The following is a 14522-nucleotide window of genomic DNA, read 5'->3' as shown; positions in this document are numbered from 1 at the left end:
TAAATATGGTAAAAATTAAAGAATCGGAGCTTATCCTTAACCCAGATGGAAGTATCTATCACCTCAATTTACTACCACACCAACTTGCAGATACTGTAATTACTGTAGGTGATCCAGATCGGGTAACGGCTGTTTCAAAATATTTTGACACCATTGAGTTTAAAACGCACAAAAGAGAGTTTAAAACACATACAGGAAGCTTTAACGGGAAACGTATAAGTGTTATTTCTACCGGTATTGGAACTGATAATATTGATATTGTTTTAAATGAATTAGACGCCTTAAAAAACATTGATTTTGAAACACGTACCATTAAAAATAAGCTAAGCGCTTTAGAAATAATTCGTATTGGTACTTCTGGCGCAATTCAACCAGAAATAGCGATTGATAGTTTTTCGGTATCAGCAAAAGCAATTGGATTTGATACTTTACTTCATTTTTATAAAGAAACTTCTTTTCTTGATACTGATTTTTCAAAAGCGTTTATCGAACATACCGCCTGGAATGCTAAAAAATCGGAGCCCTACGTTGTTTCGGCGGATGATGAATTACTGAAAAAGTTTAATTCGGAAGAATTTATTAAGGGAGTTACCGCCACAAACGTAGGTTTTTATGGGCCACAAGGGCGTGTACTTCGCCTTTCTACTGAAGATGAAGGGATGAATAATAAAATACAAAAGTTTAACTTTAAGGGTGCTAAAATTACCAATTTTGAAATGGAAACATCTGGAATATATGGCTTGGCAAAATTATTGGGGCATCGTGCGATATCGTTAAATGCTATTTTAGCAAATAGAGCAAAGAGAAGCTTTAGCCTTAATTCAGAAAAGACTATTGATTCTTTAATAAAAACGACATTGAAAATTATTTCTAAATGAAAAACTTCCTGATTGGCGGGGTGCCAGAACACTTCAACTTACCTTGGTACATCGCGCTTCGCGATAAGGATTTTCAGAAAAAAAACATCAACCTTCGTTGGAAAGATTATCCAGGAGGTACAGGACAAATGTGTCAAGCATTAAGAGAAAAAGAAATTGACATGGCTGTTATCCTTACGGAGGGTGTGGTTCGTGATATAATTAATGGAAATGATTGCAAAATTGTGCAAGTTTTTGTGAAATCACCTTTAATATGGGGTATTCATGTTGCGGCAAATTCAGATTACAATACCGTTTCGGACTTAAAAGGAACGGCTGCAGCTATTAGTAGGTATGGTTCGGGCTCACATTTAATGGCTTATGTAAATGCTGAAAACTTAGAATGGAACCTACAAAGCGACTTAAAATTTAAAGTAATTCAAGATCTAGACGGTGCCTTGGAAGGTTTGCCCAATGGAAACGGGGATTATTTTATGTGGGAAAAATTTATGACCAAACCCTATGTTGATACTGGTGTTTTTAGATTGGTTGGCGAGTCCCCTACTCCTTGGCCAAGTTTTGTAATTGCAGTTAGAAACGATGTTTTAGACAATGAAGCTGAGGCTATACAAACTATTCTAGAAATAATAAACAGCACTACTAATGGTTTTAAGCAATTAGAAGCTATTGACCAAATTATAGCAAAAAGATACGGTCAGAAAATTGAAGATGTTCAAGAATGGCTTTCTTTAACGGAATGGAGTGACACCCAATTAACGTTGAAAGAACTCGAAAACATACAACAAAAGTTATTAGAATTAGATTTAATTGAAAATAAGATACAGCATACCAGCATCTTAAAATAAATTACAAAAAAAAATAAATTTAACGCAACCCAAGAAAGCATGCTGCATCTTATTTGTATAAAATCAAATATTATGACTACATTTTTAATCGTTTTGGGAGCGTTGTTGGTCACTAACTTTCTTTTGTTACAGTTTAGCTGTAACGATGCTGCCGAACCAGAAACACCAGAAGAAGAATAGATGGGTTCCTCCTCACCTTCTATTCTATTTTCTTAAAACAACCCTACTAGTTGTTATTGTACAAACTACCATTCTATTGGCAGCTTACCTTTTTCCCTTAAAAAGTTATTTATTTCATTAAAATTATTATTACTAAACCACTCCTCTCTATTTTTATTGACGCTTAATGGTGATGGGTGAATGCTTTTTATCACTAAATGCTTTTTGTCGTCAATATTTTTTCCTTTTTGCTTTGCGTAATTTCCCCAGAGAATAAACACCAAATTTTCTTTTTCCGAAGCAAGTTTTTCAATAACAGCATCCGTAAACTTTTCCCAGCCTTTATTTTTATGACTGCCAGGTTTTTTTTCTCGAACGCTTAGAATTGCATTAAGCAAAAGCACCCCTTGGTTTGCCCAACGCTCTAAATTTCCAGACTCAGGAATCTCTGTTCCTAAATCCAAGCTTATTTTCTTAAAAATATTGTTTAGGGATGGTGGTTTTTTAATTCCGTCATTTACTGAAAAACAAAGCCCATTGGCCTGCCCTGCTCCATGATATGGGTCTTGGCCAATTAGTACAACTTTCACTTCGTTAAAAGGGGTGTGCGCGAAGGCCGAAAATAACTGTTCGCTGGGAGGAAAACATTTACTAGTGGGTGAATTATACTCATTTTCAACAAATTTCATTAAATTTTTAAATGCAGGTTTTTCAATTTCTTCCTTTAAAACCTGCTTCCAACTTGATGGGATTGTTAGTTGCATTATTCTTACTTTTGTATGATTGCTGAAAAAGTAAAATTAATGGAAATAAAACGGAAAGCCCGTATAGATAGTAAAACTTTAGAAGACCTTGAATTCCCTTCAGTATTGCGGCAAGTTGCTGACAATTGTATTACTGAGCCTGGAAAAGAAAAAGTGCTTTTAATAAATCCGTTTCAGGATTTTACTGAAATAAAACCCGAATTAGAACGTGTAAAAGAATTTACTGCCTCGTTTGATGGAGAAAATCGCATCCCAAATCATGGTTTTGATCCTATCTTTAGAGAGTTACTTCTGCTAGATATTGAAAATAGCACATTAGAAATTTCAGGGTTTAGAAGAATTCTATCTATTTCTGAAACCACGCGCATACTATTAAAGTTCTTTAAGAAATTTGAAGAATTCTACATTCAGTTAAATCGTTTTTCGGAAGAAGTAAATTATACTTCATTGATTTCCGAAGAGATAAACAAACGCATTGATAAATACGGGGAGATTAAAGACGAAGCTTCTTCTGAATTAGGAGTAATACGCAGAAGATTAAATGTGGTAAAAGGCAAAATAAATTCATCGTTTACCAAAGCACTTTCGCACTATGTGCAAAACGATTATTTGGATGAAATTCGCGAATCTATAGTTGAAAATCGTCGCGTACTTGCCGTAAAAGCGATGCATCGTAAAAAAATAAAAGGAGCCGTTTTAGGAAGTTCAAAAACAGGAAGTATTGTTTTTATTGAACCGCAAGAAACCCTTGAATACGCTAACGAACTCAGTAATTTGCTGTATGAAGAAGATGAAGAAATAAAAAAAATACTAAAAGCTTTAACGGAGTTTATTCGTCCTTATAAACCCCTTTTGGTAGCTTACCAAGCGTATTTAACTGCTATGGACGTGCTTTATGCAAAAGCAAAATACGCTTTAAAAATTAACGCCGTTTTACCTATACTTACGTCAGCAAAAAAGATTTCACTTCAAAAAGCTTTTCATCCGTTATTATTAGTTTCGAATAATAAACGTAAGGAAAAAACCTTCCCACAAACCATTGAATTGGTTCCCGATAAGCGGATTATTGTAATCTCTGGCCCCAATGCTGGTGGAAAAAGTATCACACTAAAAACTGTGGGCCTTTTACAAGTAATGCTGCAAAGTGGAATGCTTATACCTGTGGAGCCACAAAGCGAAGTCTTCTTTTTCAAACGAATTTTAACGGATATTGGCGATAATCAGTCTATCGAAAATCATTTAAGCACCTATAGCTATCGTTTAAAAAAAATGAATCAATTTTTAAAAAAGTGTAATAAGAATACGCTTTTTTTAATTGATGAATTTGGAACTGGAAGCGACCCTGAACTTGGTGGTGCCTTGGCAGAAACCTTTTTAGAAGTTTTTTATGAGCGGGAAGCATTTGGAATAATAACAACGCATTATACCAATTTAAAGCTATTAGCCAACGAATTACCAAATGCCATAAATGCCAATATGCAGTTTGATAATAAATCGTTAGAACCGCTGTATCACCTTCATCTGGGTGAAGCTGGAAGCAGTTATACGTTTGAAGTTGCCCAGAAAAATGGAATCCCATATAGTTTAATCAACAAGGCAAAAAAGAAAATTGAACGTGGTAAAGTACGTTTTGATAAAACCATTGCCAATTTACAGAAAGAGCGTTCTAATCTTCGAAAAACTTCTGAAGCGTTAAAGAGTGAAGAACAAAAAGCTCGTGTTGAAGGGAAGCAATTAGAAGAAATAAATATTCGGGTCCAAGAAAAATTAGAAAGTTATCAGGAATTATTTGATGCCAACCAAAAACTTATCAGTCTTGGTAAAAAAGTAGCTGTTCTCTCAGAAAAATATTTCAACAACAAACAAAAAAAGCAACTGATTGATCAACTAATGAAACTTGTTATGGTAGAAAATAGCAAGCGAAAAAAGCTTGCGCCAAAGCAAAAAAAGGCTGTAAAAGTAAAAGAGCAAAAGGTGCTGCAAGAGGTGGAAGAAAAGGTAGCGGTTATTCGAGAACGCAAGAAAGTAGAAAAGGAAAAAGCGAAGAAACTTCCACCACCAAAACCGAAAGTTACTTTAAAAATTGGTGACAGAGTGCGGATGATTGATGGTCGCGCTATTGGTACAATTGATACAATTGAAAAAACCAAAGCAATTGTTAATTATGGAATATTTACCACAAATGTGAGTTTAGAAGAATTGGAAAAAGTATAATGCAGACAGAAATAGCATATAAAATCATTCTTTTTGATGGGGTTTGCAACCTTTGCAATAGCTCCGTCAATTTTGTTATTAAACACGACCCAAAAAATCACTTCAAATTTGCCGCCCTGCAAAGTGAGATTGGACAAGCACTACTGTCAAAATTTAATTTAGACAGTACTAAAGTAGCTTCTATTATATTGATAGATGGTGATAAAATATATCAAAAATCTTCAGCCGTACTTACTATTGCAAAAAATCTATCTGGCGCCTACCCCCTACTTTTTGGATTTATGATTATTCCTAAGTTTATTAGAAATGCTGCTTATGAATATATTGCTAAAAATCGTTATAAATGGTACGGAAAAAAAGAAAGTTGTATGCTTCCTTCACCAGAATTAAAATCGAAATTTCTATAACATAACCTACACCTACTAATTCTATTAATTAATTTGCTGTCCTGTATTTAAAAAACCTGGTGATTCACTTGCTGGCGGATTCCAAATAAAATTACTATAAGTATTTCCTGACCCTGTAAGTTGTAAAGAAAACCCGATTGGGGTGGTATTTTCAGACTCATAAAACCCTATATCTATAGACATAATACCGTTTGCGGTATTGTTTGTGGCCATAAAGCTTCCTTCATAACTAATAAATTGTAATACTTTATTGTTTGAAATTTTAATTAATGCTATTCCTTCCATCTCATTCTGAATAGAAGGTGGACTAAAACTTAACGCCCCATAATTATTGGATTCATTAGGCAGTATTCCTGATAAAGTAATTCCGTAATAGGACGCCCCAGTAGCCCCATTGTAAAGCAATATCCTATAGTTACTCAAATCTAATCCTGATGGACCAGCAATTTCGATAAACTCGCCAATATCACCCCCAATATTATCGTAATGAAATTCATTAATCCATGGTTCAATTGGTATGGTATCTAAGCAATAGCTATTTTCCCATGAGGAACCGTTCCAAATTTGAATACAACCTATATTTTTTACAAAAATCAGTAGTCCAACATCGATTGCCGTTGGATTAATTAAATCCCTTTCTGCTGTATTGGACACTCGTGGAGGCATAAATCCTTTATAAGTAAGCCCTCCATCAGAAGTGCTACTTATTTCAAGCATGGAAGAATTACTAGGGTTTATTGTTCCAATTCCCACTTGGCTATAAACAATTCCCATTGTAAAGCCGCTAAAAATGATTAAGATATACGTTTTCATAACTATGATGTTTTATCATAGCTAAACAGGAAAACTCATTAATTATAGATTGGGAAAACCAATCAGGGAGAATAGTCTAATTTAATGATTATAAATTACTTATAGAGACAATTATATGTTTTTTTTATAAAAACCTTTCGTTAATAAATCGAAGCTATTTTATAATTTCACCTACGAATCTAAATCGAAAGTTTCGGAGGGGTTTTCTTGCGGGTTATATTTTAGCAAGTCTTCACCATCGGCAATAATTGTACATACAGTAGCGTCTCCTGTAACATTAACAACAGTTCTAAACATATCTAAAATTCTATCTACTGGGAAAATAATTGCAATCCAAGCAGGATTTAATCCCACTGATTCTAAAACAATGATTAGCATAACCAAACCCGCACTGGGCACTGCCGCAGAACCAATTGAAGCTAAAGTGGCAGTTAAAACAATGGTTAGTTGCTGCCCTATTGTTAAGTCTATCATGTGTAACTGTGCTAGAAATACCACCGCAACAGCTTGATACAAGCAGGTTCCATCCATATTTACCGTAGCGCCAATAGGTAAAACGAAGCTGGTAATTTTTTTGTCCACCCCTAAGTTTTCTTCCACACACTCCATGGTTACAGGTAGTGTTGCGGCACTGCTAGAAGTAGAAAAAGCTAGCGTTTGCGCAGGAGCCATAGCTTTAAAAAATCCTTTATATGGAATTTTCTTTACAAAAATCTTCATAAAAAGTGGATAGATAACAAAAATCATCAACATAAGTCCTAAAAACACTGTAAGTGAATACCAACTTAGGCCTTTAAAAATTTCATATACTTTACCAATATCATCACCCGCCATTTTACTGACAACTCCTGCCAGTAAAGCAAATACAAAGAAGGGTGCCGCTTGCATAACCAAATCGACCATTTTTAGAAATACTTCCATCATACTATCCATAAAGGATGTAACAGGATGTGATTTTTCATTGGGAATCAGTAACAGGCAGACTCCGAAAAATATTCCAAAGAAAATTATTTGAAGCATTAGGCCATTATCAGTTAAGGAAAAGAAGAAATTTTCTGGTACAATATCCACTAATGGTTGGAGTGGTGTAGCCTCTTTAGTTTGCTGCGCTGTTTGTACTTTATCTGAAACAGCGGCATTCGTTAATTCTCCTTTAGTTAAATCGGTAATTTTCTGTGCACGTTCAAAAAATTCAGGATTTTGAAGGTAATTTATTCCATCTTTAATTTCGTGGCCTTCAGATGCAGCCCAAACCTCATAGCTAATACGGTTATCTATTCTACTTTGTTCGTCAATAAGTTTTCCTGGCTGAATAATATTTACGAGAATCAACCCCATTGCTACAGCAAAAAGCGTGGTAAACAAATAGGCCAATAAGGTCTTTCCTCCCATTCTTCCTAAGCTGGATGGATCACCAATATTTGCTACACCACTTATTATTGAAACTAAAACCAATGGCACAGCAATCAATTTTAAAAGATTGATGAAAATTTTCCCAAAGGGTGCTATCCAATTGATGGTAAACTCGCTCCATCCTAATTGGCTAGAGAGTAAGGCCCAAATTATACCTAAAACTAGTCCGATGATAATTTTCCAGTGTAATGCGAGTTTCTTCATTTTATTATTGAATTGTTGAAATTTTTGAAATCTTATTAAGCATATAAAAATCGGCTAAAACCAATGCGGCCATAGCTTCAACTATAGGAACAGCACGGGGCACTACGCAAGGATCGTGACGTCCTTTACCTTCAGCTACCGCTTTATTTCCTTTGCTATCAATTGTATCTTGTTTTTGCATAATTGTGGCTACTGGTTTAAAGGCAACTTTAAAATAGATATCTTGGCCATTACTTATGCCACCTTGAATACCACCACTAAAATTAGTTTTTGTACTTCCATCTTCATTAAAAGCATCGTTATGCTCACTTCCTTTCATTGTAGTTCCTGCAAAACCACTTCCATACTCAAAGCCTTTTACAGCATTTATGGAAAGCATGGCTTTCCCCAGTTCTGCGTGAAGTTTATCAAAAACAGGTTCTCCCAAACCAATTGGCATATTTTGAATTACACATGAAACAGTTCCACCAACGGTATCGCCTTCTTTTCTAATAGATTTTATATAAGCTTCCATTTGGGAGGCCATTTCGGGATCAGGACATCGCACTGGGTTTTTTTCTATTTCTAAGAAATTTACTTCTGAATATGGTTTTTGCAATGTTAAGGTCCCTACTGAAGAAACGTAGGCGGTTATTTTTATAGTAGCGAGTACTTGTTTTGCAATTGCTCCAGCTACTACTCTACAAGCTGTTTCGCGGGCTGAAGAGCGACCTCCACCACGATAATCACGGATTCCATATTTTGTGTCGTATGTAAAATCTGCATGCGAAGGACGATAAATATCCTTTATATGTCCGTAATCTTGACTTTTTTGATTTGTATTTTCAATTAAAAATCCAATTGAAGTTCCAGTAGTTTTTCCTTCAAATATCCCGGAAAAAAATTTTACTTCATCTTCTTCTTTACGTTGGGTTACGATAGCTGATTGTCCCGGTTTTCTTCGTTGCATTTCAGCATTTATTGCATCAAAATCCAACGCAATTCCTGCTGGACAACCATCTATAATCCCACCAATGGCTAAACCATGTGATTCCCCAAAGGTGGTGGTTTTAAAGATTTTTCCGAATGAATTGCCTGCCATATAGTGGTTTTCAACAAATGTAAACGATACGAATGAATAATGAAAATAAAGTGTATTCATAATACTCTGGAAACATTCCAGGGGCTAAATAACCGTAAAAAAAAGCAAACGTAACATTTACGTAAAATACTTAGTTACTTATTTTTAGAAATTTGTTGCATAAAATATATTTCTTGAAAAGAAAAGTTGAGCTTGTTGTTATTTCAGACGTGCATTTAGGAACTTATGGTTGCCATGCCAAAGAGCTTCTCAATTATTTAAACTCTATAAAGCCAAAGAAAATAATTCTAAACGGAGATATTATTGATATTTGGCAATTTAGAAAGCGTTATTTCCCTAAGGCACATTTACTTATAATCAAGAAAATACTTTCACTTGCTACAAAAGGAACAAAAGTATATTATATAACTGGCAATCACGATGAGCAATTACGCCGTTTTAGTAATACTAAAATGGGGAACATTCAAATTATTGATAAGTTATTGCTAAATCTTGATGGTAAAAAAGCCTGGTTTTTTCATGGAGATGTTTTTGATGCTTCCGTACAGCATGCCAAATGGATAGCAAAATTGGGGGGTTGGGGCTATGATATGCTTATTCTTCTAAATAGATTTATTAATTATTTCCTTGTTAAAGCTGGAAAAGAAAAGTACTCGCTTTCAAAAAAAATAAAAAATGGCGTTAAAGGGGCAATAAAATTTATTACTAATTTTGAGGAAACTGCCACCGACCTTGCAATTGCTAATGATTTTGATTTTGTAGTTTGCGGGCATATACATCAACCTTGTATAAAGGATGTTAAAACACCAAAAGGCAGTTGTACCTATCTAAATAGTGGCGACTGGATTGAAAATCTCACTGCGCTGGAATATTCAAATGAAAGATGGACGCTATACAATTATCAGGACCGCAAGCATCTTTTAGTGCCCGAAGAACCAGAAACAGATACTGAAGAGTCTGATTTTGCAACTATGATGGTAGCTATGAAAGCTTTTAAAGCAACTCTTTAATTTAAATTATTTTTTAGTGCATTTTTTAAAATTGTAACAGGGTGCAAGGCTTTTTTACCGGTACCATCATAAATTTGATGCCTGCAACTTGTTCCATTTGCAGAAATAATAGTTTTATCTGATGAGTTTCTAACAGCTGGAAACAGTTTCAACTCTCCTATTTTCATACTAATTTCATAGTGTTCTTTTTCATAACCAAAACTTCCTGCCATTCCACAACAACCCGAAGTAATGATAGTTGGTTTATAGTTTTTGGGAAGATTTAAAATATCGAAAGTAACTTTTTGGTTACTAAGTGATTTTTGATGGCAGTGAGAATGGATTTTAATGCTTTTTTCTTCAGAAGTAAATTGTGCTTCTGAAATACATCCTTTTTCAATTTCTAAAGCTAAAAATTCTTCTATCAGAAAAGTGTTTTCTGAAATACTTTTAGCTGAAACAACATCATCTGCTAATCGAAGGTATTCGTCGCGAAAACTAAGTATTGCTGAAGGTTCAATACCAAGCAATGGAACGGATTGTGTTACTTTATCCCTTAGAAAAGCAATATTTTTGGTCGCTTCATTTTTAGCTTCTACCAAAAATCCTTTTGAAATAAGTGCGCGACCACTATCCAAACCAGCTATTATTTCCACTTTATAGCCTAAACTTGTTAAGAGAATAAAAGAGTCTAATGCAATCTCAGCATCTAAATAATTACTAAACTCATCAATAAAAAGCAATACAGAGCTAGTTGTTTCTTTGTTGTTATTGTTTTTTTTAAACAATTCATTTTCAATTGATTGAAGTATCTTACTGAAACTCTTTAGTGAAATAGAAGGGAGTGTTCTATTTTTATGTACACCACTATTGTTTTTAATAATTTTCGATGTAAAAGAGTTTGAAAAAAACCAATTCGACGTTTTTGGAAATCGTGAAGCAATTCTATTCAACTTCGTGCTTTTACCAAAAATTTTATTAGATAAAGAAACCCCATTTACCTGATTATATTGATATAAAAATTCAGCTTTTGCGATGCTAATATCTACATTACTTGGACATTCACTCGCGCAGGCTTTGCAACTTATACAAAGGTCAAAGACTTCTTTTAGCGCTTTTGAATTAAACTTATTTACCGAATTGTTATTTGTTAAAACCTCTCGCAACGCATTTGCACGGGCACGCGTGCTGTCTTTTTCATCTTTGGTGGCTTGATAACTAGGGCACATTACGCCAGTTGCTGCCGCAGATTTACGGCAATCTCCGCTACCATTACATTTTTCGGCAAGACGAAGAATTCCTTCAGAATCACTAAAATCCATTAAAGTTGAAATATAGGGTTCTTCCCTATCAACTTTATACCGGAGCGATTCGTCCATTTTATAGGCGTTCACAATCTTCCCGGGGTTAAATATATTTTGAGGGTCAAATGCAGTTTTTATTTGCTTTAAAAGCTTATAATTTTTCTGTCCTATCATCACAGGAATAAATTCCGCCCGAACTATACCATCCCCGTGTTCACCAGAAAAGGAACCTTTATATTTTTTGCAAAGTAGCGCAACATCAGTAGTAATTTTCCTAAAATAGGCAACATCTTTATGATCCTTCAGATTGAGAATAGGCCGTAAGTGAAGTTCTCCTGCACCAGCATGCGCATAATAAACTGCTTGCTGATCGTATTTTCTCATCAATTCAGAAAACTCTTCTATATAATTTGGTAAATCTTCAAGTGCAACCGCGGTATCTTCAATACAAGCTACAGCTTTTCTATCGCCAACCATATTTCCTAACAACCCTAAGCCAGCTTTTCGTAGTTCGAGTGCCATTTCAATTTCTTCTCCTCTTAAAACAGCATGATGGTAGCTATAGTTCGAAATTTTTAACGATTCTAGTAAAGCTGTTAGCTGCTGGTTTAAATCTTCCGTAGTATTACTTTTTAGTTCTAATAATAAAATTGCTTTTGGGTCTCCTTCTACAAAAAAACGATACGGCACATAGGTTTTATTTTTTTTGGTGCAATCTAAAATCACATTATCCATCATTTCGCAGGTATGCAATTTATGCTGCATTGCAACCACTACGTCCTTTAAACAAGTTTCTAATGTTGTATAATGTGTTGCCACCATTGCAGTAAATTTTGGGGGCAATAGATCTAGTTGTAGTGTTATTTCTGTAGTAAAGGCAAGTGTTCCTTCACTTCCACACAGTAAATTACAAAGGTTTAAATCTTTTTTAGAATTATCGAAAGCAGACGAATTTAATAACGCATCCACGGCATAACCGGTATTCCGTCTATGTATTTCTGGTTTTGGAAAATGCGCTTTTATTTCTTCTTGAATTTCTTCTGAGTTCAATTCAGAAAAAAGTGTTTTATAAATTTTACCTTCTAATGAATCCAACTCTGTTTTTTTTAAAAATTCTTCCTTAGAAAGCGGCTTAAACACAACTTCTTCTCCATTTGAAAGAAGTGTTTTTAAACTTAAAACTTTGTCGCGGGTTACGCCATATTGTATTGAAGTTGTGCCACTACTGTTGTTTCCTACCATCCCCCCAATCATACAGCGGTTGCTGGTTGAAGTATTGGGACCAAAAAAAAGCCCGAATTGTTTTAAATACGCATTTAATTCATCCCGAATAACACCCGGCTGAACAGTAACCGTTTTTTTTACGGCATCAACAGACAAAATCTTGGTGAAATGCTTTGATACATCTACTATAATTCCATCACCAACACATTGGCCAGCTAAAGAAGTTCCCGCAGTTCTTGGGATAAGTGATGTTTCATTTATTTCAGCAAAGGAGATAAGCTGCTGAATGCCACGTTTATTTTTTGGAAAAGCTACAGCGAGTGGTATTTTTCTATAAACTGATGCATCAGTCGCATATATAGCGGTATGGAGTGAATCTGTAAAAAATTCCCCATTAAATATTTTTTTAAAATCGTTTAATTGCTTTTTCATAGCTATGAGTGTAAAAATAATAAACTTTCTTAACAAAATTTTGTAAAAACAAGCACTTAGATTGGCATCGCATTAACTATCGTTAATTAGTTTTAAGACTATATTTACATCATTAACAACTTAAAGTAAAAATTATGAAAAAATCAATTTTAGTCGTTCTTGCCGTTGTGGCTTTTGGATGGCAAGCTACCTCACAAGAAATATCAGAAAACGCTATTGGACTTAGGTTTGGAGACAATGATGGCTTCGGAACTGAAGTAAATTACCAACGTGGTTTAGGCGATAACAATCGTTTAGAATTAGGCCTTGGTTGGAATAGTGACCGGCATTATGACGCTATTAAATTAACAGGTATTTACCAATGGGTTTGGAATATTGACGGTGGTTTTAACTGGTATGCAGGGCCTGGAGCAGGGGTTGGTTTAGTTAGTTATGATGATTATAATGACAAAGACCCTTTTGATAAAGATAAAACAACAGATGCATATGCCTTTATTACAGGTGATATTGGTATAGAGTATAATTTTGATTTCCCCTTATTAATCTCTTTTGATTTTAGACCTCAATTTAATTTAGGGTATCTTGATGATGCAGGTTTTGATATTGGATTGAGTGCTCGTTATCAATTTTAAACAGTAGCAATTATTTTTAATTAGTTGTGCCTTTTTGTTGAATAGCTGCTTTATAAAGCTTTTCATATAAAGGCACAATTTTTTTGGTATCGTACACCATTGCTGCTTCGATTGCTTGATTTTTAAATTTATTCAAACTTTCATCAGAAGCTAATATAATCAAGGCATTTTCAGCCATTTCATCAACATTCCCTACATCACTTAAAAATCCGCTTACGCCATTAATATTTACTTCGGGTAATCCACCAGCATTACTTGAAATTACTGGAACCCCACAAGCCATAGCTTCTAAAGCCGCGAGACCAAAACTTTCTTTTTCTGAAGGAAGAATAAATAAATCGGTAAAGCATAAAATTTTATCAATTTCATTACTATTTCCAAGAAAGAGTACCTTTTCTTCAATTCCTTTTTTGCTACACAAACGTTCGCAAGCTTCACGTTCAGGACCTTCCCCCACGATAATTAGTTTAGCTGGAATTTTCTTTTGAATGCGATCAAAAACTTCAACTACATCTTTTACTCGTTTTACTTCTCTAAGATTACTAACGTGTGTAATAATACGCTCTTCTTTGCTCGCCATCATATCACGCTGGCAATCTGTAAAAGGTTTTTTATCAGGGATATCAATAAAGTTTGGAACTACATGAATCTCCTTTTTTATATCGAAAAGATGCAAGGTATCATCTTTTAAACTTTTTGAAACCGAGGTAACTACATCGCTATTATTAATGCTAAAGGTTACTGCAGGCTTATAAAATGGATGATTACCAACCAAGGTAATATCTGTACCGTGAAGTGTTGTAACCATTGGGATATGAATGTTCTCTTCTGCTAATATTTTTTTAGCCATATAACCTGCATACGCATGTGGAATTGCATAATGCACATGAAGTACTTCTATTTTATGTAGTTTCACCATATCTACCAACTTACTGGAAAGCGCAAGTTCATAGGGTTGATAATGAAATAGTGGGTAAACAGGTACAGAAACTTCGTGAAAATGGATGTTTTTAGAAAGCAGCTCTAAACGAACTGGTTGTTTGTAAGTAATAAAATGTATTTCATGACCTTTTTCGGCAAGTGCCAAGCCCAATTCTGTGGCTACTACTCCACTTCCTCCGAAGGTTGGGTAACATACTATAGCTATCTTCATTGTATTTTTT

Annotated in this window: 12 protein-coding genes; 6 read left to right on the top strand and 6 right to left on the bottom strand. The window is 34.6% G+C overall.

The features are described from left to right. Positions 1–5 precede the first annotated feature (5 nt). Both ABJ955_RS11240 and ABJ955_RS11235 read left to right on the top strand, forming a co-directional pair. On the top strand, positions 6–878 hold the full coding sequence (locus ABJ955_RS11240) for a nucleoside phosphorylase (RefSeq protein ID WP_347374718.1): 873 nt from the start codon (positions 6–8) through the stop codon (positions 876–878). After that, positions 875–1723, top strand: a complete 849-nt coding sequence (locus ABJ955_RS11235; protein ID WP_347374717.1) for a substrate-binding domain-containing protein — start codon at positions 875–877, stop codon at positions 1721–1723. The genes ABJ955_RS11240 and ABJ955_RS11235 overlap by 4 nt, the downstream gene beginning before the upstream one ends. A gap of 245 nt (positions 1724–1968) precedes the next feature. Here the strand turns inward: ABJ955_RS11235 and ABJ955_RS11230 are convergent, their stop codons facing one another. Then, positions 1969–2646 (bottom strand): uracil-DNA glycosylase, encoded by a 678-nt coding sequence (locus ABJ955_RS11230; RefSeq protein ID WP_347374716.1) that lies wholly within the window; start codon positions 2644–2646, stop codon positions 1969–1971. 39 nt (positions 2647–2685) lie between these two features. On the opposite strand from ABJ955_RS11230, the gene ABJ955_RS11225 reads away from it, so the two are divergent. Both ABJ955_RS11225 and ABJ955_RS11220 read left to right on the top strand, forming a co-directional pair. Continuing rightward, positions 2686–4860 carry a DNA mismatch repair protein MutS gene (locus ABJ955_RS11225; RefSeq protein ID WP_347374715.1) on the top strand — a complete coding sequence of 725 codons (2175 nt, stop codon included), beginning with the start codon at positions 2686–2688 and terminating at the stop codon, positions 4858–4860. After that, on the top strand, positions 4860–5267 hold the full coding sequence (locus ABJ955_RS11220) for a thiol-disulfide oxidoreductase DCC family protein (RefSeq protein WP_347374714.1): 408 nt from the start codon (positions 4860–4862) through the stop codon (positions 5265–5267). The genes ABJ955_RS11225 and ABJ955_RS11220 overlap by 1 nt, the downstream gene beginning before the upstream one ends. Positions 5268–5291: 24 nt before the next feature. On the opposite strand, the gene ABJ955_RS11215 is transcribed toward ABJ955_RS11220, so the two are convergent. From ABJ955_RS11215 to aroC, 3 genes are all read right to left on the bottom strand, one after another. Next, entirely contained in the window at positions 5292–6080 is a 789-nt protein-coding gene (locus ABJ955_RS11215) for a hypothetical protein (RefSeq protein ID WP_347374713.1), read from the bottom strand. Positions 6081–6251: 171 nt separating this feature from the next. After that, positions 6252–7697 carry a dicarboxylate/amino acid:cation symporter gene (locus ABJ955_RS11210; protein WP_347374712.1) on the bottom strand — a complete coding sequence of 482 codons (1446 nt, stop codon included), beginning with the start codon at positions 7695–7697 and terminating at the stop codon, positions 6252–6254. Between the two features lie 4 nt (positions 7698–7701). Beyond that, a complete protein-coding gene (gene aroC / locus ABJ955_RS11205) occupies positions 7702–8778 on the bottom strand; it encodes a chorismate synthase (protein ID WP_347374711.1) in 1077 nt (358 codons plus the stop codon). Positions 8779–8951: 173 nt separating this feature from the next. Between aroC and ABJ955_RS11200 the strand changes: the two genes are divergently transcribed. Then, positions 8952–9788, top strand: a complete 837-nt coding sequence (locus ABJ955_RS11200; protein ID WP_347374710.1) for a UDP-2,3-diacylglucosamine diphosphatase — start codon at positions 8952–8954, stop codon at positions 9786–9788. On the opposite strand, the gene ABJ955_RS11195 is transcribed toward ABJ955_RS11200, so the two are convergent. Next, entirely contained in the window at positions 9785–12727 is a 2943-nt protein-coding gene (locus ABJ955_RS11195; RefSeq protein WP_347374709.1) for an FAD-linked oxidase C-terminal domain-containing protein, read from the bottom strand. The two genes, ABJ955_RS11200 and ABJ955_RS11195, sit on opposite strands and share 4 nt — an antisense overlap. 134 nt (positions 12728–12861) lie before the next feature. Here ABJ955_RS11195 and ABJ955_RS11190 point away from each other — a divergent pair, with 134 nt between their 5' ends. Further along, positions 12862–13359: a hypothetical protein gene (locus tag ABJ955_RS11190; RefSeq protein ID WP_347374708.1), complete on the top strand. Its 498-nt coding sequence runs from the start codon at positions 12862–12864 to the stop codon at positions 13357–13359. Between the two features lie 16 nt (positions 13360–13375). Here ABJ955_RS11190 and bshA read toward each other — a convergent pair whose 3' ends face one another. Continuing rightward, positions 13376–14512 (bottom strand): N-acetyl-alpha-D-glucosaminyl L-malate synthase BshA, encoded by a 1137-nt coding sequence (gene bshA, locus ABJ955_RS11185; RefSeq protein ID WP_347374707.1) that lies wholly within the window; start codon positions 14510–14512, stop codon positions 13376–13378. Positions 14513–14522 lie beyond the last annotated feature (10 nt).

This window comes from Aequorivita sp. Q41 (assembly GCF_039831855.1).
Lineage (GTDB): Bacteria > Bacteroidota > Bacteroidia > Flavobacteriales > Flavobacteriaceae > Aequorivita.
This window is presented reverse-complemented; position numbering and strand designations above follow the sequence as displayed.